The organism is Streptomyces lydicamycinicus, from assembly GCF_000829715.2.
GTDB lineage: Bacteria > Actinomycetota > Actinomycetes > Streptomycetales > Streptomycetaceae > Streptomyces > Streptomyces lydicamycinicus.
Genome location: NZ_BBNO01000009.1, coordinates 295,021 through 317,177, shown reverse-complemented (window position 1 = coordinate 317,177; position 22,157 = coordinate 295,021). Strand labels below are relative to the sequence as shown.

21 protein-coding genes and 1 pseudogene are annotated in these 22,157 nt (G+C 67.7%); 10 read left to right on the top strand and 12 right to left on the bottom strand.

Translation table 11 applies throughout. From position 1 onward, the window contains the following. Nucleotides 1-109 precede the first annotated feature (109 nt). From TU31_RS30765 to TU31_RS30745, 5 genes are all read right to left on the bottom strand, one after another. On the bottom strand, nt 110-1,528 hold the full coding sequence (locus tag TU31_RS30765) for a DUF6177 family protein (protein WP_042160616.1): 1,419 nt from the start codon (nt 1,526-1,528) through the stop codon (nt 110-112). 82 nt (nt 1,529-1,610) lie between these two features. Continuing rightward, on the bottom strand, nt 1,611-5,585 hold the full coding sequence (locus tag TU31_RS30760) for a type VII secretion protein EccC (protein ID WP_042160614.1): 3,975 nt from the start codon (nt 5,583-5,585) through the stop codon (nt 1,611-1,613). 37 nt (nt 5,586-5,622) lie between these two features. Beyond that, nucleotides 5,623-6,855 (bottom strand): MinD/ParA family ATP-binding protein, encoded by a 1,233-nt coding sequence (locus TU31_RS30755; protein WP_042160612.1) that lies wholly within the window; start codon nt 6,853-6,855, stop codon nt 5,623-5,625. Nucleotides 6,856-6,915: 60 nt separating this feature from the next. Further along, complete coding sequence (gene eccD / locus TU31_RS30750; protein ID WP_042160610.1) at nt 6,916-8,271, bottom strand: type VII secretion integral membrane protein EccD; 1,356 nt, start codon at nt 8,269-8,271, stop codon at nt 6,916-6,918. 160 nt (nt 8,272-8,431) lie between these two features. Next, entirely contained in the window at nt 8,432-8,710 is a 279-nt protein-coding gene (locus tag TU31_RS30745; RefSeq protein WP_042160714.1) for a hypothetical protein, read from the bottom strand. Nucleotides 8,711-9,249: 539 nt separating this feature from the next. On the opposite strand from TU31_RS30745, the gene TU31_RS30740 reads away from it, so the two are divergent. Beyond that, nucleotides 9,250-9,486: a hypothetical protein gene (locus TU31_RS30740; RefSeq protein ID WP_042160608.1), complete on the top strand. Its 237-nt coding sequence runs from the start codon at nt 9,250-9,252 to the stop codon at nt 9,484-9,486. After that, a complete protein-coding gene (locus TU31_RS30735; RefSeq protein ID WP_042160606.1) occupies nt 9,479-10,567 on the top strand; it encodes a response regulator in 1,089 nt (362 codons plus the stop codon). Before TU31_RS30740 ends, TU31_RS30735 begins: the two co-directional genes overlap by 8 nt. A 154-nt stretch (nt 10,568-10,721) precedes the next feature. Here TU31_RS30735 and TU31_RS40695 read toward each other — a convergent pair whose 3' ends face one another. The 4 genes from TU31_RS40695 to TU31_RS30720 form a co-directional block, all read right to left on the bottom strand. Continuing rightward, on the bottom strand, nt 10,722-10,910 hold the full coding sequence (locus TU31_RS40695) for a DUF6233 domain-containing protein (protein WP_370682777.1): 189 nt from the start codon (nt 10,908-10,910) through the stop codon (nt 10,722-10,724). A gap of 287 nt (nt 10,911-11,197) precedes the next feature. Beyond that, on the bottom strand, nt 11,198-12,643 hold the full coding sequence (locus TU31_RS30730) for a hypothetical protein (RefSeq protein WP_158894796.1): 1,446 nt from the start codon (nt 12,641-12,643) through the stop codon (nt 11,198-11,200). Further along, entirely contained in the window at nt 12,640-12,960 is a 321-nt protein-coding gene (locus TU31_RS40780; RefSeq protein WP_042160601.1) for a YaaC family protein, read from the bottom strand. Before TU31_RS40780 ends, TU31_RS30730 begins: the two co-directional genes overlap by 4 nt. Continuing rightward, a complete protein-coding gene (locus tag TU31_RS30720) occupies nt 12,957-13,253 on the bottom strand; it encodes a hypothetical protein (RefSeq protein ID WP_042160599.1) in 297 nt (98 codons plus the stop codon). Before TU31_RS30720 ends, TU31_RS40780 begins: the two co-directional genes overlap by 4 nt. A 294-nt stretch (nt 13,254-13,547) precedes the next feature. Between TU31_RS30720 and TU31_RS30715 the strand changes: the two genes are divergently transcribed. Beyond that, entirely contained in the window at nt 13,548-14,468 is a 921-nt protein-coding gene (locus TU31_RS30715; protein WP_042160597.1) for a DUF4238 domain-containing protein, read from the top strand. Between the two features lie 390 nt (nt 14,469-14,858). Here TU31_RS30715 and TU31_RS30710 read toward each other — a convergent pair whose 3' ends face one another. After that, complete coding sequence (locus tag TU31_RS30710) at nt 14,859-15,068, bottom strand: hypothetical protein (protein WP_042160594.1); 210 nt, start codon at nt 15,066-15,068, stop codon at nt 14,859-14,861. Nucleotides 15,069-15,489: 421 nt separating this feature from the next. Here TU31_RS30710 and TU31_RS30705 point away from each other — a divergent pair, with 421 nt between their 5' ends. The 5 genes from TU31_RS30705 (at nt 15,490) to TU31_RS38845 (ending at nt 18,930) form a co-directional block, all read left to right on the top strand. After that, complete coding sequence (locus TU31_RS30705) at nt 15,490-16,563, top strand: DNA polymerase III subunit beta family protein (RefSeq protein WP_042160592.1); 1,074 nt, start codon at nt 15,490-15,492, stop codon at nt 16,561-16,563. A 20-nt stretch (nt 16,564-16,583) separates the two neighbouring features. Then, complete coding sequence (locus tag TU31_RS30700) at nt 16,584-17,093, top strand: hypothetical protein (RefSeq protein WP_181018704.1); 510 nt, start codon at nt 16,584-16,586, stop codon at nt 17,091-17,093. After that, complete coding sequence (locus TU31_RS30695) at nt 17,090-18,088, top strand: IS481 family transposase (protein ID WP_042160588.1); 999 nt, start codon at nt 17,090-17,092, stop codon at nt 18,086-18,088. The genes TU31_RS30700 and TU31_RS30695 overlap by 4 nt, the downstream gene beginning before the upstream one ends. Nucleotides 18,089-18,292: 204 nt before the next feature. Beyond that, a complete protein-coding gene (locus tag TU31_RS37405) occupies nt 18,293-18,565 on the top strand; it encodes a GntR family transcriptional regulator (RefSeq protein WP_078886063.1) in 273 nt (90 codons plus the stop codon). Then, the gene (locus TU31_RS38845; RefSeq protein WP_158894793.1) at nt 18,505-18,930 is read left to right on the top strand and encodes a hypothetical protein; all 426 of its coding nucleotides are present in this window, start codon (nt 18,505-18,507) and stop codon (nt 18,928-18,930) included. Before TU31_RS37405 ends, TU31_RS38845 begins: the two co-directional genes overlap by 61 nt. A gap of 298 nt (nt 18,931-19,228) precedes the next feature. Here TU31_RS38845 and TU31_RS38840 read toward each other — a convergent pair whose 3' ends face one another. After that, a complete protein-coding gene (locus TU31_RS38840; RefSeq protein ID WP_158894790.1) occupies nt 19,229-19,390 on the bottom strand; it encodes a helix-turn-helix domain-containing protein in 162 nt (53 codons plus the stop codon). 399 nt (nt 19,391-19,789) lie between these two features. On the opposite strand from TU31_RS38840, the pseudogene TU31_RS30690 reads away from it, so the two are divergent. Next, nucleotides 19,790-19,936 (top strand): annotated as a pseudogene (locus TU31_RS30690) (peptidase C39 family protein); the annotation flags it as partial. Nucleotides 19,937-19,978: 42 nt separating this feature from the next. Here the strand turns inward: TU31_RS30690 and TU31_RS30685 are convergent. Further along, nucleotides 19,979-20,932: a LysR family transcriptional regulator gene (locus tag TU31_RS30685; protein ID WP_042160584.1), complete on the bottom strand. Its 954-nt coding sequence runs from the start codon at nt 20,930-20,932 to the stop codon at nt 19,979-19,981. A 295-nt stretch (nt 20,933-21,227) separates the two neighbouring features. Between TU31_RS30685 and TU31_RS30680 the strand changes: the two genes are divergently transcribed. Beyond that, complete coding sequence (locus TU31_RS30680) at nt 21,228-22,145, top strand: aldo/keto reductase (protein ID WP_042160582.1); 918 nt, start codon at nt 21,228-21,230, stop codon at nt 22,143-22,145. Nucleotides 22,146-22,157: the final 12 nt, after the last annotated feature.

The following is a 22,157-nucleotide window of genomic DNA, read 5'->3' as shown; positions in this document are numbered from 1 at the left end:
GCTAGGGCCAGGGTCTGACAATGGCTCAAAGCGGATAGGTGCCTGCCTGCCCCAGCATGCGGTGTGCTTCGCACGAAGGCCCGGATGCCGACCCCCACACCGGTACTGCTCACTCGCCCTTCAGATGCCGCATCAGTCGCTCGAAGTCCTGCCAGCCCGACAGATCCAACGGGTCCCCAGGCAACGGGTAGTACATCGCAGGGCGGGTCTTCGGACCGAGGGGGACAGGCGGCTTGGGCAGTGGCGTGTCCTGGGCGCGATCGCCGGGCATCTGGCGGACCACCTCCGCGCCGAGCACGAAGGCCAGCGGGACACCGGGCCCCTCGAAGCGGGGCGGCACGGCCAGGTCCCGGCGGGCTTTGCGGATCTGAACGAGCATCGACAGGAGGCGGTGGCGGGTGGCGAGCACCTCCGCGGCCCTGGGCAGGGAGTCCACCGGCGGCTCCTCGTCGGGGCCGTAGCCGAACATCAGCGTGACGTACTCCTCCACGCCCGCCTTCGTACGGCTGACGCGCACCGTGGCCAGGCCTGGCCGGTCCGGGCTGCCGACCACCACGAACCAGGTCGGCTCGGGCGCCCGCTCGTAGGCGAGGTCGGTCATCTGGCGCGGCGACCAGGGGAGATTTGCGGGCTCCGCGGTTCCCCACCCCGCCGGGGGCTCACCGGTGAGTTCGCGCCATATCGACTCCAGCGCGCCACCGAGGACAAGACGCTCGTCCGCGGGATGGACCGCGCGGAAGGTGATGGCCAGCTGCTGTTCGCCGGTGTCGGTGACCTCCTGGTAGGAGGCGGCTACCGGGGTGCGTGGGTCGTCAGCGGTCGCGCCGGCTGCCGCTACCGGTTGGAACATGTTGTCCTGCCAGCGCAGGACGGCTCCGGACTGTCCGTCGTAGTAGCCGTCCCGTTCGTCGCGCACGACCCAGCGTGAGGGCCAGTTACTGAGGCTGGCGCGTACGGCCGGGGAGAGCGTGGTTCCTGCTGGGGTGACGACCTGGAGGCCCAGCTCTGCGCCGGCGGCGGTCTGGAACGCGTCCTGGAGCCAGGCCGTCATGGCCACCACCGGGCGGTCCTGGATGACGACGGCGACCTTGTCGGTCAGGACGTCGACCGCGGGTTGCGCGGTGGCGGGCGTGGGTGCAACGCTCACGCCTTCGGTTTTCACCACGGTCAGGGATTGCGCGGCTTCGGGCGGCCAGGCGGAGCCGTCGGCCAAAGCGGCCAGCCGGGCCGCGAAGGTGCCCGCCAGCCGCTCGGCTTCTTCCACACCGGTGGTGGCGCGGGCCTCTGTCCACCAGTACGGCACCGGTGGCGGGGTGGCTCCGAGCAGCCGCTCGGCCTCGCCCGCGACCTGCACGAGCAGCGGAGCTTCGACGGAGACGAGGGGGCGTCCCTCCTCGTCGCACAGTCGCACGACCGCGCCTTCGCCCGCCGTGTCCACCAGCTTGTCTGGGCCTCCGGAGAGCAGGCCCGCGAGCATGGCCGACGGGTCGGGCATGCGTTGGGTGAGGGTGATGACGTCCTTGGTCATGGGGTCGTCCAGTCCTTCGTCGTTCGGGGCATGGATGCCGTACGTCTCGTGGTCCGCGTGGGCGGGAGAGTTCTCCTGTATGTCACGCGGGGGAGTACACGGTCTGGATCAGGCGGTTGGCCTGGCCCCTGCGGATGAGGACACCGCGGCCCGGCGGCTGCCAGGAGGCGTAGACACCGGGGAACAGCTGGCCTTCACCGCGGTCCCCGGCCATGAGGAGCGCCGAGGACCCCGACTCGCGCAGGCCCTGCACCAAGGGCTCGTAGATACCGCGTGAGGCGCCAGCGACGCGGCGCGTGAGGACGAAGTGGAGGCCGATGTCCACCGCGGAGGGGATGTAGGGCAGGAAGCGGGCCAGTGGTTCCTGGCCGGCGGTGGTCAGGATGTCGTAGTCGTCGACGAGCACCACGATCCGTGGGCCGCCGCCCCAGCTGCCTGGTTCCAGGTCCTCAAGGCCCGCGCCGTCTTCGGGTAGCCGCTTGTCCAACTCGGTGCAGACCGCCGCGGCGAGGCTCGTGCACAGCTTGGCGTTGTACGCGTAGCCGCCGCTGAACTCGTCGGGGATCGTGCCCCGCAGACTGCGCCGGGGGTCCATGACGGCGAAGACCAGCTCGTCCTCGCTGTAGCGCTCGATCAGGCCGGCTGCGATGGTCCTCAGGAGGTTGGTCTTGCCGCACTCGCTGTCGCCCATGACCAGCAGATGCTGGTCGTGTTGGAACAGGTCGAGCAGAACGGGTTCGAGGGCCGTCTGGTCCAGGCCGATCGGTACCCGCTGGGATTCGGCGACCAGGCCCGGCAGGAGGTGGGGCTGAAGGATGTGCGGCAGCACCCGTACCGGCTGGGCGACCTCGCCGCTCCAGGTGGCGCGGATCGTCCGGGTCACGCGCTCCAGCACCGCGCCCAGGTCCGCGGTGTCGGCGAGTGCGTCCGTACGGGGAAGCGCGACCTGTGCGAAGAGCTTGCCGGTGGTCAGGACGCGGCCGGGCTCGTCGGGCGAAAGGGTCGCTGCCAGCTTGCTGTCGATGCTGGATTCGCTGGGGTCGTTGAGCCGCAGTTCGACGCGGGTGCCGAAGTTCGACTGGACGGCGATGCGGACGTCGTTCCAGCGGAGCATGCCCGCAACGACATGGATGCCGTAACCGCCGCCGCGTTGGAGGATGTCGGCGATGGCGTCGTCCAGCTCTTCGAAGTCGTCACGCAGGGCGCCGAAGCCGTCGATGACGAGGACGATCTCGGCGGATGCCAGCTGGGGCAGCCGGCCCGCCGCGTGCAGGGTACGCAGCTGATCGACGGAGTCGATGGCATGCTCGCGGAAGAGGTCCTCCCTGGCCGCGAGCATGTGTCGTACCTCGTCGACGGTGCGGGCCACCCGCTCACGGTCCACGCGACCCGCGACACCCCCGACGTGCGGCAGGCCCGCCAGAGCGGCCAGGCCGCCGCCGACCAGGTCGAGGCCGTAGATGCCGACCTCCTGCGGGGTGTGGGTCAGCGCGAGGGAGAGGACGAGGGTGCGCAGGAGCGTGGTCTTGCCGGACTGTGGGCCGCCGATGACGGCGGCGTGGCCGCCCGCCAGTGTGAGGTCCAGGTACCACTGGCCCTGCCACTGCTTGGCCGGATCGTCGAGCACACCGAGCGGAACCTCCAGTGGGCCGCGGCGCCCCGTGAGCTGCATACCGCGCGTACCGACCTCCAGCGGTCCGGCGACCGTGTCCAGGGTGATCGCTTCGGGCAGCGGGGGCAGCCAGATACGGCGCACCGGACCGGCGGCGTGCGCCAGCTGCTCGACCATCACGCCCAGCTCGGTCGGCCCCATCTCGCGGCGCCGCACCGCAGGCTCCTCGGCGTCCGAATCCTTCGCACCGGTCATGGTGTTGAAGGTGTCGTAGGGGAGGGCGAGGGGCCCGGTGTCCTCTTCCTCCCCGCGCTGTACGGGGCCGCGGTAGGCGCCTGAGACGTAGCTCGCCTTGAAGCGGTCGTAGTGGCTGGTGTCGACCTTGAGGTAGCCGAATCCGGGCAGCGGCGGGAGGTGGAAGGCGTCCGTGGTGTCCAGGACCGTGCGGGATTCGTCGGCGGAGAAGGTCCGCAGGCCGAGCCGGTAGGAGAGGTAGGTGTCCAGGCCCTTGAGGTTGCCGCCCTCGATGCGCTGGCTGGACAGCAGCAGGTGCACGCCGATGGAGCGGCCGATGCGGCCGATGGACAGAAACAGGTCGATGAAGTCCGGCTTCGCGGTCAGCAGTTCACCGAACTCGTCGATGACGACGAACAGATGCGGCAGCGGGTCCAGGTCGGGCCGCTGGTGGGCGCGCAGTGCGGCGTAGTCACCGATGTCGGCGATGTTGCCCGCGTCCTTGAGGACCTGCTGGCGGCGCTTGACCTCGCCGGCGAGCGAGGCATGGACGCGCTCGACGAGGCCGGCCTGGTTCTCCAGGTTGGTGATGACGCCCGCTACATGCGGCAGATCGGCGAACGGGGCGAAGGTCGCACCGCCCTTGTAGTCGACGAGGACCAGGGCGAGGTCCTCCGGCGGGTGGGTGGCCACCAGGGCGAGGACGAGGGTGCGCAGCAGTTCCGACTTCCCGGAGCCGGTGGCGCCGACGCACAGGCCGTGCGGGCCCATGCCGAGCTCGGAAGACTCCTTCAGGTCCAACAGCACCGGCTCGCGGGAGTCGTTGATGCCGATGGGGACGCGCAGGAAGGCACGTTCGCCGCGCGGGGCCCACAGGCGCGCCACGTCGAGCTGCGCCATGTCGTCGATGCCGAGCAGGTCGTCGAAATCGACGGGCCCCGTCAGGGGTGCGTCGACGAGCGACTCGGCGGACAGGCGCAGCGGCGCCAGCATCCGGGCCAGGCCCTCGGCGAACGGGATGGCGGCCTCGTCCACGGTGCCGTGGGCGCTGACCGGCTCCTGCTCGCGCAGATCCTCGATGACCACCTGATCGCCATCGACGGATATCCGGACGCCGACCTGTCCGGGCTCCTGGACCCGCTGTTCGAGCAGGTGCAGGACGGTGACGCCCATGTCCCGCAGGCCGACCGCCTCATCGGGGCGCGGCAGGTCGACGGCGTCCTCGCCGTGTCCGTCGGCGACGACGAGCAGCCGGGAGGTCATCGACAGGGCGTCGTTGCCGGACAGGCCGCGCCGCACCTCTGCCGCATAAGAAGCGCGGCGGCGCAGCTCGGGGCCCAGCAGTCGGGCGAGTTGGGGCGCGGAGGGGGCAATACGGCGAGCGGCGACGGGGCCGTCGAACTGCTCGGTGTCGAGCAGATGCGGCAGCCACTTGGCCCACTCCCAGTCGGCGAGCCGGTCGCCGGGCACGGCGAGCGCCATCGCCACATCGTCGGGGGCATGCAGGGCGGCGGCCTGAACAAGCAGGGCCCGCGCCACGCGCAGGCAGTCCTCGCGGGGGCCGATGACGCTGACGTTGCCGACGCGGTCGAGCGGGACGGTGAGCGGGAGTTCGGTGCCGGTGCGGAAGCGGGCCATCAGCGACGAGGCCTCGTTGAGCATGAAGCGGTCGGGCGGGGTGAGGACCGACGAACCCTGCTGGGCGATCTGCAAGTTGCGCACGGGCATCTCACCGGTACCCACCCGCACACGCAGGAAGTCGCCGTCGACGCGGCGGCGCTCCCAGAGGCGGGCCGGATCGCGCACGATGTCGTAGAGGGCGGCCGGGGGCGGGTTGAGAACACCAGCCCGCTCGCGCCGCTCCCGCTCCTCGCCGCCCAGCTCCTCGCGCAGATCCTCCAGATAGGCCAGATACGCCTCGCGCTGAGTGCGCCGAGTGCGCTGCGCCTTGCCACGCTGCGAGAAGACCAGCGCGACGGACCCGATGACGGTGACGACGAGGATGATCGCCCCGAGCCCGGCGAACTGGCTGTTGCGCACCACCGTCATCATCACCACCGACGACATGACGCCGGCGACGGGCAGCAGCGACATCGCGATATTGCCCGCCTTCCCCTCGGGGAGGTTGGGCGGTGCCTCGATGATGCGTGCCTCGGAGGCGGCCGGTGGCCTGGTGGTCCTGGCTGGGCGGTGGATCAGTCGGGTACTCATCGTCGTCCGTCATTCGCGATCGGGCTTGGCATCTGGGTCAGTGACGCTGCTGGGAGAGGGAGAGCTGGAAGACGTCCGCGGCGAGGCGGGCAGCGGCTTCCCTGGTGGGGTGAGCCAGCAACTCGGTGTGGATTCGGCCACCGGCTGCCAAATGCCGGTCATACGGCAGAACTTGGACGCTTACTCCGGTGGACTTGAGTCCCCGCGCCGCCTCGTCGAGGTCGAGTCCCGAGTGCGGTACCAGCTCGGTGAGCACGACGACGGTGCCGGCGATCACATGTCGCGGCAGCCCTTGCATCCACTGGAGCACCGAGAACGTACTGGTGATGCCTTCCGGCGTGGCGGGCGTGACCAGAACACGGCCATGGGCGGCGGCCAGCGCGACTCGGGCGACCTCGGCGGGCAAGGTCTCGCAGTCGATGACCATCACCCCGAAGTAGCGACGCAGCGCCACCACGGCCTGCTCGTACGCCCGGTTGTCCAGCATGACGCCGATCCGGCCCTGGCTCGCGGGCAGCAGCCAGGCGTTGTCGGGGAGCTGGACGAGATAGCCGGTGACGTCGAGCAGCGACATATCCGGCTTGACCAGGTCTGCGATATCGCTGGTGGTCCAGCGCAGCGACTCGGCACCGAGACGCACCGGCAGCGAGCCAAGCGCCGGGTCGGCCTCCAAGAAGAGGACCGGGTCCCGCCGGTAGTGCGCGTACGTGGTGCCGAGCAGCGCGGCGACGGTCGACTTGCCGGACCCGCCCCGGATGGAGGTGACGGCGATCTGCCGGCCGGTCGTCACGGGCTGCTGCAGCGCCGCAGCGGTGCGGGTGATCGCGGCGACCTCGCGCGCGGCTGAGGAGGAAAGCGTACGGCGCAGGGCACGTGCCGCCCGCGCCGCGTAGGACTCGCCGTGCCGGGGCTTGCTGCGCAGCGCGTCGGCCAGGCCGCCCTCGTCCACCACGCGCTGTGAGTCGGGACCGCTCTGGGGCTGGGGGCCCGGGGCGTACGCGGTTGGGGCCTGCTGCTCCTGGTATCCGGCCTGCTGTGGCCGGCCGCCCGGAAGACCCACATGCTGCTCCTGCCCCTCGTACGGGGAGCCGGCCTGCCGTGGCGCACCATCGCCGGGGGTGGCGTCCGGCGCCTGAGTGCCCTGCGCCGGCAGCGCGCGGCCTGGCGCGGAAGTGCGGAACGCCTGTCCGTCGGGGCCTTGTGCATCCTGCTCAGCGCCGCCCCTCAAGTCCCGCAGCACATCACCCTGCCAGCCGTCTCCGCTCGGCATACCTGTCCACCCCCCACTCCGCTGCCCCACCCGCAGCGCTGGCCCATCAACTCAAAACTGTCAGAACTGGTTGAGCAGCTGGCCGTACACACCGAACACACCGAAGGCGAGCGGGAAGAGTCCCACCATGCCAATGGACTCGACCAGATCGCCCATGCGCCGCAGCCGCACCTGCACATGCTCGGGCACCTGCACCGCCAAAGCGACCAACGGCAGCACCGCAGCCAGACACAGCACAGACAGCGGCCCGGCACCCCCTGCATGCTCCATCCACCACGTCACCAGGCGCACCACCAGGCACGACGCAGCAGCGAAGAGCGCCACAACCTCAACGACCAGCGGGAACGCCCGCGCCCTCGACACGAGCACCACGACAACGAGTGCCGCCAGCACCACGCTCCACACGGTCGGCTTCTCGGCCAGGGTGAGCAGCCATCCTGCGGAGACTGCCGAAACCGCAGTGACGATCGTCGAGAGGGCAAGGCCGCGGTGCGTAGCCGCAAGCGCGGTACCTACCTGGTGACGGCTGACGGAGACACCGCCCGAGCGTCGGTCGTCGAGCGCGGTGAGCCCCGACGCCATCAGCGCCAGCCGCGGCAGCACTCCGAGCACCACCAAAGAGAAGACAGCCATCACGGCACCGAGCCGGGCCGGATCACCCTGAACAGCGGCCGCCGTCTCCCACGCAATGGCGATCGCGGCAGCGATCACCGCACCAACGAGCCCACCCTTGCCCAGCGGAGAGAAGTAACCAAGGAACACAAGCGTCACGACCAGCGCGCCCGCCACGGCAGCGAGCCGCGCGGTGCCCGGCCAGCCGAACGCATCGGCAGCCGTCCACGCCGTGAGAACACCCAGCCCGCCGGCGGCGAGCAGGAGCGCGGTCGCCAGTCCCCGGTTCCCCCGCCCGATCTTGGCGACGAGCGCACCGGCCGCCAGGAGCACAGGCGATACCACTGACAGAGCACCGACCAGGACGCCAAGCGGGAACTCACGGCGGGCGAGCAGCGCGGCGATCACGGCGAAGACGACGGTTGCCACACCCGCACTGGCCCGGCGCGCAGCAGGGCGCCAGCGCCAAGACCGGAGATCGAGGTCGTCAGCCACCTGATCGGTGACGTCGTGCACCACGGGAGCCGGCGGCGCGGAATGCGTCGTCACCAGCCGGAGCACGGCGCCGTCGGCTACCCCGGCCGATGCCAGCGTGCTGTCGTACGGCAGGACAGAACCGTCGGTCGTAATCAACTGCCGAGCTACCGGCCGCGATGCGGGCCGATCGCCCAGCAACGGCAGGACATCCGGGATCAGTTGGCCGATCGGCGTATCGGAGAGCAGGACGACATCGGCCCGGCGTCGCTCACCGACCAACGTCACTCGGCTCAGTTGCGTACGGGAACTCGCTGCTCTGCTCACCACTTACCGGAACCTACCATCGCGGGGTTGACGAACTCTTTGGCCAAACGGGACATGCTTCCACCCTGGCCCTGCGTCAGGGCTCCTTTTCCCGCCACGGGTAGCTTTTTCGCGCATTCCCCAGGAATGGCGCCAACTCTGTCCGAATCCGATCCGTGGACTTCTACGGGGTCGCGGACCTTGTCGGCTGCCCGTACTGCTGCATCTGACGCTGCTGCTTCTCCTGCTCAGCCTTCTGCGTGGCCAGCGTGTGCTGAAGGAACGACCACCCCACGCACCCCGCGCACAGGACAGCCGTGATCGCGATCCCTGCGAAGACCTTCCCCAGCCGCTCGTCCGCCGTGCGACGTCCCCGCTGCGCACCGAACAACAGGGCATCCCGCATCCTGCGGCGGCGTACTGCCACCGACTCCAGCAGCTGACTGTCGTAATCCCGCGCCATTTCCTCGTCCGTCGCTTCAAGTCGCCTGCCGTACTCGCCATGGTCGATGAACCCTCGGCCATTGGCGGCCATACGCTGGCCGTTACTCCGAGATCCTCATGCATGATGGCGCACTTCTGTGCCCGCTGTCGTCCGGCTGGCTCGTCGAGCACTGTCATGCGCCTGGTCGAAGCGGTGCATGGCGGGCCGACTCCAGATCTTCAGCGACCAGCCGGCACGTGTCTGCATGACGCACAGGTCCATGCCGGGACCAACCCCGCATGCGCGGGGACCAGAGGAACCGAGTTCGCACATGCATTCGCGTCGCCCACGTTGCGCGGCAACACGGCGCCAACGCCCTGGGACCTCAGGGCTGTGAGCTGCATAAGGGACGGGCGCCACGCGTGGGTGACCGTGGGCAGCGAACAACTTGGAAGCTCTGCCCGGGCGTTCCCGGCATGCAACGGTGCTGTCGCCCTCCATGCTGTGTGCCGACCGTTCGGCAATCGGCTGCACGGGTGAACCTCCCGCCCTGCGCGGGGCGGATGGATGGAGATGCCATGGATCGGCCCCTGCTATCGCTCAGAACGACGTTGGTGTTCCTGCTGGCTGCGCTCGGTGGGACGGTCGCGGCGTTGCTGTCCTGGACGGCTGGCGAAGGTGTTCCGCAGAGCGTGCTCGTCGGGCTCGCTGCAGCAGGCGCGGCGGTGTCGTTCTTCAACCGGCTCATCGTCGCCGAGTTCGAACGAGGCAAGGCTGAGGTGGCCCAGCACGGGGAGGGGACGGAGCGTGGGTGAATTGCGGCCGCTGGGGAGTGATCTTCCGGAGGAGTCGCGGGCTCTTGCCCAGGCGCTCCGGGAGCTGTTCGATGGCCTGGAGGTGTCGGTGCGTCGTTATGCGGCTCGGCGCCGCCGTGACCCCGGTACGCTCTCGCGCTACCTCAACGGCACGCGGCTACCTCCGTGGAGAGTCGTCACCGATCTGCTCGCTGACCTCGCCGAGCATCGAGGCACTGCGGTGACGAGTGATGCTGTGGAACTCGTGCGCGAGCTCTACAGGTCTGCGGTCGACGCCTGTTCGATGCCGAAACATGGCGTGGAGGTTTTGGAGGAGCAGCTTGCCGATGCAGACCGGGTCTCCCGGCGCTCCAGCGTACGTGGGGATGTGTTGGGCGATGCTCTGCTGGACCGCACGCACCGCATCGCCGCCTTGGAAGTGCGGCTGGGACAGTTGGAAGCGGATTGGAAAGTCGAACGCGCCCGGGCCGACCAGCTTGCGGCGGCTCACCCCGACCTTTCTCAGCTTCTGGAAGAGCGTGACGCTCTGCAGAAGCAGGTGTTCCAGCTGGGGGAGGAGCTCCAGACAGTAAGGGAGCAGCGTGCGGCCGCCGAAGCCCGTTGCGAGCTGCTGGAGCGGCAGCTCGAAGCTGTTGAGTTGCCGACCGTCGCGCTTCCGACTGCGACAGACACGAGGATGCCCAAGATTCTCGTGGTGGACGACCAGCCCGACAACCTCCTTGCGATGACCGCGGTGCTGGCAACGTTCGACCAGGAGCTCGTTACGGTGAGGTCCGGCCGGGACGCACTCAAAGCTCTGCTGGACCACGAAGACTTTGCGGTCACCATCTTGGACGTGCAGATGCCGGAGATGGACGGCTACGAGACCGCCGCCCAGATCAAGCGCCGTGCCCGCAACCGCGACGTCCCCATCATCTTCCTCACCGCCATGGGAACCGATCCTGAGCACACCGCCCGGGGGTACGCCGCCGGCGCGGTCGACTACATCAGCAAGCCCTTCGACCCTTGGGCGCTGCGAGCCAAGGTCGCGGTTTTCACCGCGATCTACCTCGAACGCCGCCTACGCGCGCCATCACCGTGACAACTTGCATCTGCGCCCCCAAAGCGGTGATCTCCGTGTGCTGGTGGACGCCTGCCCCTGGAAGTCTCACTAGACCCCAGCGGTCCGAGTGCTAGTCGTCTCACCGTCGACTGCCCCTGCGAAGATTCGGGCCCGGCCTTCCGGTAGGCGTCCGCTACACATAGTCCTGCCCCAGCTCTAGTGCGGGGATGAGTACCGTGGCGGCGTCGCAGTCGTGACAAGCCCTCGCGCCCGGTCGCATCAGCGCGTCAAGCGCTTCCATCGCGCCCAGGTCTGTCCCCCCGTTGCCGGTCTTGGGGCAGCCGGCATCGTGCACGACCGTTCCGCGCCCGCCGCTCGGGATCTGGCCTTACCACCCACCCCGTCGGTGTGGTCGGGGGGATTTCTGCTGGGAGCCGGCGCGTCGGAACGGAAGACAGATCCACCCCTTCGATCGGCTGCAACTGATCGGCAGTGACCCAGACCCGGTACTCGGCCGCTTCGACGCCGTCTTACTGGTGAAGAGGCAGTGATTTGACCCTGCACTATTCCTCTACCGGCAGCAGTGCCAGCCCCGGATTTTTGGCCGTGCAATGCCAAGGGCCCCACGATTCGGAGGTCTCTCGACTGGTTCCGTCACTTTGGCAGGCGTCAGCGCAGTTTCGTTGCGATCTTGTCGGGATGGGCCACGAGGTCGAGCAGATAGAGGAAGGCGAGCTCAGCGATTCCCCGAGGGAGTGTGCCGTTATGCGAGAGCAGGAGAGCCTTCTCCCACTCGTCCATTTTTAGGAATGAGTGGGCGCTGTTGCGGTCCCGTCGCAGGTAGAGGGAGGTGGCTTGGTCCCAGGTCTTGTCCATGGGGCCCTTCTTTCCAGGAAGGCCAGCAAGACCGGTGGGGGTGTAGTAGGTGCCGGTCGGGGTGAAGCCGTCTTTCACCTTCTCGAGGGCGTCGACGGCCCGTTGGCAGATAGGCAGAGCGACCGCCGAGATGTCCGGAGGCAGGTCCTGCCGGAGTTTCTCCAGGGTCCGGGCGGCGCGGAAGGGGGTCACCAGCTCGTCGAAGCCGCCGTGATGCATGCCCTCCAGGGTGTCGAGCGCGTCGTACGCCGCCCTGAGCTGGGCCGTCTCGTGGTACTCCGTGTCGGCGAGGGTCTCGGCGACGTCGCGAAAGAGTCGTTCGATGCTGGCCAGGTACTGCCAGTGCTTTACCGGGCTATAGATGTTGGACGCTGGGTCGGCGAAGTTGACCGGGTCGGTGGCCAGCGACAGTACCTTGTTGACCTGGGTGGTCCACCAGGTGAAGAAGGTCATAGTCTGCTCGGCGGTGGCGGTGGGAGGGTTCTTGCCTCCGCGCTGGCGCGGCCCGTCGAGCCGGTCGGTAGTTGGCCTGACGGTGTCGATGAGCTGGTCAGTGGGGAATGTGAGCCCGGCGACAGGCCGGCCGAACAGCCACACAGCCGCGCCACGGGCCCGGGAGGCAGGCACGCCGACGACGTAGGGTGCCAGGGCCAGGAGCGCGGGCGCGGTGAACAACTCGGCCGCAAAGATGCCACCCGTTGTTAGCGCACTACCTACGGGAAGGCTGTCATTGGGTAGCTGCGTGGGCGTCAGTTTAACGGTGAGCAGGAACTTAGCGAGGTTGTAGCGGGCGGAGAGTTCACGGGCCACATCTATGACCAGCAACTCAGACTGCGGCAACCGTTTCGCTGCCTCGGAGAAGAATGTCCTCATGGCGTCTGGAAGTTGCGCCGTGGGCGTACGAAGGAAGACGAGCTGAAACCGTGCGACTTCGGAGGCAAGGGTTTCTTTGTCCCGCAGCCGTTTCAACTCCTCAGTCACAGAGTTGCTGCTGGACGCGGTGAGGTGAGATGCCTGTTCGGGCAAGGTCCCAAGGAAGTTGAACTGGCTCTCACGGATGTGGCGAGTGGTCAGGAGGCTCGGCGGCTGCTTGCGGTAGGACTCGGCGGTACGCACCCGCCAGTGGCCGCTCTCATCCCGGATCTCCCAGCCAGCCATCCTGGCGATCTCGCTTCGGCGGCCCGCCACTTCGGCCGGCCGCTGCACAACTATCCACTGGTTGGGAATTGCACTCGTCACGCCCCCATAATGGCCCTTCCGGCGACTGCTCTGCAGCAAATTGCGCACTGCCTTGCTCCGACATAACGGCGACGGATCCTGGGACGCGGTTCCGTATCCACCGGAGAAGACCCGCATCGTTCCAGCAGCCGCTCAATCGGGGCCGCGTGGTGGCTGTCGTCGAGGCTGATGAGCTTGACCCCGGCCGCGGGTTGATAGCGGGCGAGAATGGACAGGGTGTACAGGACGGCCCACCACGCCATCAGCGGGTGCAACTCCCGGTCCATTGGGGAAAGAACGGGCAGGAAGTGTCGGCCCCTGGCGTAGCCGTAGGTCATGGACCGCAGGTACTCCAGGCGTTCGGCCTCGGTCGCTGGCCCTGCGGCATCTCCCAGTTGACGACCAGTTCGCCGCCGCCGTGGTTGTAGCGGGCGTAGTCCGGGAGCGCCTTGGAGCCGAGGTTGAGAGGGCGAGTGATGACGTAGCTTTCGTGCTTGGCCACAGCCGGGTATGAGGTTAGGAAGTCGGCGAGAGCCGCGCAGGTGCTGGCCTCGATGACGCGGTCGGGGATTTCACACACTGAGGCGCTCAGCAAGGGATGCGCGTAGTCGCCGATGATGACGTCGCCCACGGACAGCGGGGTTAGCCGTTCCCTGCCCGTGAGTAGGTAGTCGAGGTTCGGGGGCAGCAGGTCCCAAACGTCTTCCAGCCGTACCGCATGCCTCTCCCGTACGAAGCTGCCCTGGGTACCGGGGACCAGCAGCTGACGGAGGCGCGGGAGCTGGCCAGTACGGGACCAACCCCGCGGGTGCAGGCAGCAGCTCCCCCGGCAAGCTCCTGCGCCCGGCCCTGGGACCCCGCATGCGCGGGGACCACCTGTCAGGAACGGCGGTGGCGGAGACGCTGATCTCGTTACAGTCACCTCATGCCGCCGCACCCCAAGAAGCACCACTTCGTCCCGCAGTTTCTGCTCCAGCACTTCGCCGGCCAGCGCGGCAGACTGATCGTTCATCCGGTGATGAGTGAGCGACAGTACCCCTCAACTGTCCGGGACATTGGACATCGCAACTTCGGCCACTCTCTGTATCTGCCTGAGCAGGAACCAGACCACGTCTCGATGGAGGCCGCCATGAGCGACTTCGAGGGGGAGGCTGCCACCGTCATCAGGGAACTGGTGCAGAGTCGGGAACGCGCTGTCCCCACGCAAGCCCGTCATGCCCTTGCCTGGCTGCTGGCGTTGCAGTGGCAGCGAAGCCGCTTTTTGAGACACATGATGACCAAGAAGAGCAGCGCTGCGGCCAGCGGGCTGTCCGACGAAGAGATCCAGACCGGCATGATGCGGTTAATCGCTCGCACCGTCATCGATCCGTGGCGCCTACGGAATGACGACGACGCTCATTACAAGGATCAGTGGAACTATCTCGTCTCCACCCTGCTGGGACCCGACATGCACTGGTCCTCCTATCGCCCGCGCAATGGCGGTTTGCTCGTCGGCGACAACTCGGTCTGTTTCTCCGGTGTCGTGGGCACCCCGCCGCCAGGGATACCTGCCGGCTTCTTCGACCATGGCGTCGGCACGGGATTCCACAACTTTCGACGCCTCACCGTGCCGCTCAGCGGTCGGCTCGCTGTCGTCATCTCTCGCGACCCACTAGACGCGTCACGACTCCGTGCGGAAGATCTCAACCGCTTCACCATTTTCAACAGCCGGGAATTCGTGGCGCACGCTCCCGAGTGGCCTACCACTCACCAGGGCCTCGCACATGATCTAACTCAGCTTTTGAAGAGGCAGCGCATGGTCGCGCCCGCCTTCTTGCAGGACTACGCCCCTGGCATCCGCAACTAGGTTCTGTCTCCTTGGTTACCGTCGGGTCCAGATGAGGATGGCGGCGAGGTGGAGTGGCGGCCTGGTAGGCGATGGCGAGTTTGTCGGTGCTGGGGGTGGGGAGGGAGGGCGGTTCCTCGTGTTGTGCCTCCTCGCTGCGAGCTTGCTTCAGGGAACGCCAAGCGTCTCTGGCACGTCCTGCGGAGGCGAACACGTCGGGAGCTGATCGAGGAAGCCATGAAGGGCGAAGAGGAAGATCGACAGCACGCCGAAGAAGGCGAGGCGTAGCGCCCACGAGAGAAAAGAATGGCGCATTAGCCCGAACTACGTCCCAAGACAAGGCTTTTGTCAACTCAGCTGCTGAAATTTCCTTGCCCTGCCTTCTGGAGCGGGGTGGGGCAAGATTACGACCTATGTGGCGGTGGGCGGCTGCGCCTCCTCGTCCGCCGGGAGCGCCGGGGGTTGGACGTCAGCCCTCCTGAAGGTGTCCCACGCATCCCGCGCCCGGGTGGCGGAATGTAGAACGTCCGGGACCTGGTCCAGCAGACCCTTCAGAGCAAAGAGCAGCACGGAAGCCACGCCAGCGATGGCGAGAATGATGATGATGGCGGTGCCGTCCACCGATCCTTACCTTCCCTGTCATGGGTCGGATCGGGTGCGCAGGCAGCCTCGATCCGAACCCTACGGTTCGGACCGAGACACCTGCGCTGACGCACGAACGCGCAAATGTTCTCGGGCAGGCCGACAAGTGGCAGCCTGTTGGAGCGGGTGGTGCCCTGCCGTCGTCTTCTCGTTGCGGCTTGGCGTGCGGCGAGCCGTGAGAGAGGCTCCGCAAACCTACGAGTGCGTCAGCGGGGGGAGCAAGCATCGCGCTGAACATCCCCCATGGGAATCAAAGGCCATAGCGACCCTTGAACACTTTCAGTTTAGCGCAGGCGCGTAGGCGATGGGGAAAATACAACTAGGTGTTGCTGGCCATGACGTTGGTGACGCGCCACGTCGATGTTGACCTTCAAGTTGGTTGAAGCTCAATGATGGCGAGGTGCCAAATTCCGACCTGATGCCGATCGGCGTCTTTGCCCAGCGCAGTGGCCTGACCTCCAGCGCGCTGCGGTTCTACGCCGACTCCGGGCTACTGCCGCCAGCCGACGTAGACCCGGTCACGGGCTACCGCTACTACGCCGCCGCCCAGCTGGAGCGGGCGACCACGCTGCGCCAGCTCCGCGAGATCGCCATGCCGCTGGCTGCGGTCGAGGCGGTCCTTGCCGCCGGGGCGGACGAGGCGGCACGACTGCTCGACGAGCATGTCGCCAAGATCGAAGGGGATGCGGCGGCGGCGCGGCGGAAGGCGGCGGCCATCAAGTCCGCGCTCGGCGGCAACGTGCCCGGTCTGCTGATTGCCACGCTGAAGGGTCCCGTGCTGGCGGACGCGGTCGAGCAGGTTCTGACTGCGACCGCGTACGAGCTGGGGATGGCGGTGCTCACCGGCCTGCACATCGAGGCGAGTGACGAGGCAATCGCCCTGACGGCGACCGACCGGTACCGGCTCTCTACTCGGACCCTGGTGCCGGTGCGGCCAGCGGAGCAGACCTGGGCCGGCACGGTTGACGGCGACGACCTGCGGGCTGCGGTAGCCGACGTCCGGCGCAGTGCGCTGATCCGCATCGAAGCGGTGCCGCACGGGATCTGGCTGCGCATGCCCGAGCGGGAGGACCGGCACTGCCGGACGCTGCCTGAGGAGTTCCCCGACCACCGTCTGATGATTGAGTCCCTGGGCGAGGTCACTACGCGCGTGACGATCTCGAAGGACCTGCTGCTGCGAGTTCTGGAAGAGCACCCCGACGAACACGTCGTACTGCACATCACCGATCACAGCGTGAACGTCCGGTCCCCGAACGACGAGCACCCCGGCATCCCGCTCTCCGTCACGGTGACGGGCGAGGCCCTCCAGATCCGGTTCCAGATGACCACGCTCTATCCCGCCGTGAGCACGGCGATTGGCCCCGACGTGATGTTCGACCTGAGGGGACACGACCAGCCCGTCACGATCCGCTCCGCCGACCGCGGCGATCTCACCACCCTGGCCATGCCCATCAAGTTCGACCCCTCAGCCTGAGAACGACGACGAGGAACCTCATGACCACCACACCTGCCAGCTCTGATCCGACCATGGAAGCCATCGGCCAAGCCGTCGTCGAAGGCCGAGCGGGCGACATCCTTTCCGCCCGCCACAAGCTCCTGAACCTGTGGTCGGAGCTCGGAGTCACCGGGGACCCGCTGCACCGTTGCTCACTCGCCCACTACCTGGCGGACCTCTACGAAGATCCCGCCCAGGCCCTCGCCTGGGACATCCGGGCCCTGGACGCGGCCGACGCCGTGACCGAGCAGCGCGTCCAGGAGCACCACGCCAGCCTCCACATCGCCGGGTTCTACCCCTCCCTCCACCTCAACCTGGCCGACAACTACCGCCGACTCGGTTCCTTCAACGCGGCCACCGAGCACATCAACGCAGCCAAAGAACACGCCCCCAACCTCCCCCAGGACGCATACGGTGCCTCCCTGCGCACCGCCCTGGACGAGGTGGCAGAGGCGATCTCCCAGCGGGACACCGCCAAGCGGCCCTCCGCGCCCGGTCCCACTACGTGACGCACCGTAACGCGCCCCTCACCATCGAGGGGCGCCGTCGACTGGTCGAGCGTTGCCGGACGAGGCCGATTGCGCACGTCGCAGCCGAGATGGGGATCTCCCGGGCGTGCGCATCGAAGTGGGTCAATCGATATCGCAGTCACGGCGAACTCGGGTTGGAGGACCGCTCTTCTACGCCGCACCACCAGCCGACCGCGACGACGTCCGAGGCCCTCGTCCTCATCGAACAGCTGCGCCGGACCCACAAGTGGTCCGCGTCCCGGATCGCTTTCGAGCTGGCTCAGGCCGGAACGTCAATCAGCCGACGGACCGTCAGCAGACACCTTGCTGGGCTCGGCATCAACCGACGCCGATTCATCGACCCGAACGGTGAGGTCAACCGACAACCGCGGAAGATCCAAGCTCGACGGCCAGGCCACATGATTCACGTCGATGTGAAGAAGGTAGGCCGCATCCCCGACGGCGGCGGCTGGCGCGCACACGGACGCGGCAGCGACCAGGCCAAAGCTGTCAACCGGAGAAAGAAGACCGGCCGCGGCGGCTACATCTATCTGCACTCGGCCATAGACGGGTACAGCCGACTCGCTTACACCGAAGCACTGCCTGACGAGAAGGCCACCACCGCGATCGCCTTTCTCCACCGTGCGCGCGCCTGGCTGGCCGCACACGGGATCGCACGCATCGAACGGATCGTGACAGACAACGGGGCCTGCTACCGCGCCGAGAGCTTCACCCGGGCCCTCCTCGGCGCCAGGCACCAGCGCATCGCGCCCTACACCCCACGCCACAACGGCAAAGTCGAGCGATACAACCGCATCCTGGCGGAAGAGTTCCTCTACGCCCGAACGTGGACGTCAGAAGCCCAACGCGCCTACCTTCTGGGCCGCTGGATCATCCACTACAACTACCACCGACCGCACACAGCGCTAGGGAACCAGCCACCCGCAGCACGACTACCGGACGGCGTCACCAACGTCATGGCCTCCTACAACTAGGCACCGCCCCGGTCGAGTTCGGGTAAAGCTGATGTTGGGTCAGGTCGGCGGCGGTCGGGGGTGCCGTTGCCTTGGCAGCGGTGGCACTCGCAGAGCGGTCATCGGTCATCGATCATGGTTGGTTCGGCACCTTGTCGACCGACCACTCGCGCGCTCTGACCTCGCGCATCTCCTTGGCGGTGGCGTCGTACTTGTACACCCGTCATCAATAAGCGGATCGCCGACGGGACCAATCTGCCGGGCAGCCGCGTGCCGGGCATTGTCGAGCTGAGCGCAGAGTTCGACATCGCAGCCAGCACCACCCAGAAGGCGTTGGCGCACCTGCGGGACGCGGGCGAGGTGTGCACCGAGCTCGGCTTGGGTACGTTCGTCGCCGACTCGAAGCTGGCTGGCTCAACCTCTCAAGGTGTCTGGCCGTGTTTCCCGTCAGCCTGCACCGGGGGAGCCTGTTCGCCATGCAGCTCTTACACATCGTAGTGTGGATCGGCGACGCATGGCAGCGCGTCGTGCGGCTGGGGGACTACAAGCCGCCCAAGGACGGCAGCTGGTACGACGACCTAACCAATGAGCTTGAGACCTTCTTGGGAGCCAACCCCGGCACCTTCTGGATCGCCACCGCCGACAGCCCGCACGGGGTGTTCTTCGGTCCGGAGGTGCCTCGGCTGTTCCACCTAACCCCGCCGGTTAGCGCACCGGAGCCCCGGAAACCAGGACGGCCTCCGGGGCTCTCGCGTATTCAGCCCGCCAGCCGACGTGTTGGCGGGGCGTGTCCTTCCGAGGTCAGCGACGGAGCCGCCAATGCCGTTCAGCGCGCAGGACCGACGCATCGCGCAGGACTTTGAACAGGCGGTCTTCGGCCTGTTCCCATTCGCGGGCTCTGGGGCGCATGTGAGACGCGTCACCCGGATAGGTTCGAGTCCCACCCACCTCGCATAGCGACCCCAAGCTGGTGTTCGCGAGGACCACGCCTGTATGGCCATCCTCCGAGGCGCGAGCCGCGGAGTGTCTCCAGTGCCTGGCCCTTTGACGGCGAGCACGAGTGGGATCTGCTGGCTGTGGGTGAGATCTACCGATTGCGGTCCGATCCACCGAGGGGCGGACGCGCGGTATTCGATGCCCACGGTCTCCTGGTATTGACGTTCATGCCGTCTGTTCGCGGCAATTTTCTTCCAGCCAGACCTTGATCTCGTTGGGCCAGAACCGCAGTTGTTGGCCCACGCGAAAGCTGGGGATGGCCTGCTTCTCGTGATTGTCGTAAACCCAGGAGGGAGGCTTTCCAAGGAAGTTTGCCAGAGTCGGCACGGTCCACATCCTTTGATCCATCACTGCTCACTTCCGTCGGTCGGGAGTGCGACACGATAAGGACGAATCACGGCCGCACCAAACGACCCGCACAACGCCTCTTGACCTTCATGCGCCCGTCGTGGCGGGCGTCCGCGGGAGAGACGGGTGCAGGCGCCGCGGTGACGCACAGTGAAGAGTGCGCATCTTGTTCGTCTCGGTGCTGTCCGGGGTTCGGCCCTCAGCGCCAGAAGCCAGCACCGATCCAGCACAACGCCCCCGAAGGGACCGGAAGGGACGGCAGCGGAAGTCAGCACGAACTCAGCACGGTCCGGCTCGGGCTCGTTCGAGGTGAACGAGCCCGAGCCGTTGACCTGCATGTTTGCCATCATCTCCGGTGTCTGCTACCTGCTCGCCTCCCAGTTCGAGAACATTTGGCTGCGGACCAAGCGGAAGAACGCCGACGGCAAGGTCGTCGGAGGCAGTGGCGGGGTGTGCTACTTGTACTTCCCGGCCACGCCGGCACCGACTCAGCGGCGGGTGCTCGCGGAGCTGGGAATCCGCTGACCGCTGAGGGCCCGGGTGTCGGGGGCGTACGCAGGGACTTCCTCAGTTGCGCACGGCGGAGTGAGGACGGTTGGTGGTGTGTGGGGGGCACGGTTCGTTCATCGCCGCTGCCTGTTCCTGGAGGGCCCGCAGCAGGGTTCTGACCTGGGGGCGGTTGCGGCGGGGGATCGTGACGACGCCGAGGTGCCGGGTCGGAGTCGGCGGCGTGATCGGGATGGTGCGTAGTCCTGGGATCGGCGGGGTCAGGGCGATCGAGGGGACCAGTGAGATCCCCGTGCCCGCGGCGACGAGGGAGCGGGCGAAGAAGTAGTCGGTCGTGGTGCCGCGCACCTCGGGGTCGAAGCCGGCGTGTTCGGCGTAGCGGCGCAGGTAGGTCTCGGTCTTGTGGCAGCCGAGTACCCAGGGCTCGGCGGCCAGTTCGGTGAGGTCGAGCGCCTCGTGGCCGGCCAGGGGATGGGTTTCGGGCAGGACGACCTGCAGGGGGTCGTCCATGAGTGCCGTCCACGCCAGGCTGGAGCTGTGGCCCGGCCGGCCGGGCAGCGGGCCGTCGAAGTGGTAGGCGAGGGCGAGGTCCACGGCGCCTTGGCGGACCAGCGGCAGGCTGTCTTCGGGCTCGGCCTCCCGTACGTGGACCACGGTGTCGGGATGGGCGGTGGTGAGGCGGGTGAGTGCGCCGGGCAGCAGGAGCCTGCCGCCGCTGGTGAAGGTGGCGATGGTGAGTTGGGTGCGGCCGCTGCCGAGCCGGTCGACCTCCTGCTGGGCGTGTGCGAGTTCCGCGGCGACGGACTCGGCGGCCCCGACCATGATCCGGCCGGCCGGGGTGAGCGTGACCCCGCGGGTGCTGCGCGCCACGACTTGGGCGCCGAGGCTGCGTTCCAGGGCGGCGATGTGCTGGGAGATGGCGGAGGGGGTGAGGCGGAGGGCCTGCGCTGCCTGGTTGAAGCTGCCATGTTCCGCCACCGTCCGCAGGACCCGCAGCCGCTGAACGTCGATCAACAGTATTCCTTAATGCGTATCCAGTAAGTGGGCGCTTCTGCTGATGACTTTAGGTGTCCAGGATGGGGGCATGCCCAAGATCTGTGTTCTCGGCGGAAGCCGATATTTCGGCATGCTTCCGGTGCAGCGCCTATAGGCGTCCGACCACCAGGTCATCGCCATTAAGCCATGAGCAACGCCCGCGCGAAGAACCTGGTTTCCCCTTCTCCCACACCACCGACTGGCTGCCCGGCGCCATTGCCGAAGCCCTCGATGCCATCGCCGCCCCCGCCGCCTGAGGAAACAGACACCCACCATGCAGTACCGCACGATCGGAAACACCACCGTCAGCGCCGTCGGCCTGGGTGCCATGCCGCTGTCCATCGAGCACCGCCCGGACGAACCACAGGCGATTGCCACCCTCCACGCCGCCCTGGACGCCGGGGTCACGCTCATCGACACCGCCGACAGCTATCACTGGCACGCCGGCGAAGCCGGTCACAACGAACTCCTGGTCGCCCGCGCCCTGGCCCGCTACGGCCGGGACACCTCTCATGTCCTCGTCGCCACGAAGGGCGGCCGTGGCCGTCCCGGTGACGGCAGCTGGACCGTCACCGCCACCCCCGCCCACCTCAAGCGTGCTGCCGAAGCCTCCCGTAAACGCCTGGGAGTTGAGGCCATCGGCCTGTATCAGCTGCACAAGCCGGACCCGGCCGTGCCCTGGGCGGAGTCCGTGGGCGCGCTGCGCGAGCTCCTCGATGCCGGCACCATCCGCGCCGCCGGGATCTCCAACGTCACCACGGGCCAGATCCGCCAGGCCCATGCGATCCTCGGCGACGACCTCGTGTCCGTGCAGAACCAGTACTCGCCCGCCGTGCGCGACAGCGAGCCCGAGCTGCGGCTGAGTACGCAGCTGGGGCTGGCCTTCCTGCCCTGGAGCCCGCTGGGTGGCATCTCCCGCAGCTCCCTCGACGGACCGTCCGGTCCGACCTCTGCGAGCACCGCCTTCCACCGCATCGCGGCCGAGCACGGCGCCAGCCCGCAGCAGATCGCCCTGGCCTGGCTGCTGTCCCGTTCCCCGACGGTGATCCCGGTACCGGGCGCCAGCCGCCCGGCCTCCATCCACAGCTCCGCGAGGGCGGTGGAGCTCAAGCTCAGTGCGGAGGAGCAAGCACAGTTGGACGATGCGTTGCCCGGTGTCCGGCTGAGGCGGCCCAATCGTCGGCCGGTGTGACGGACCGGCGCG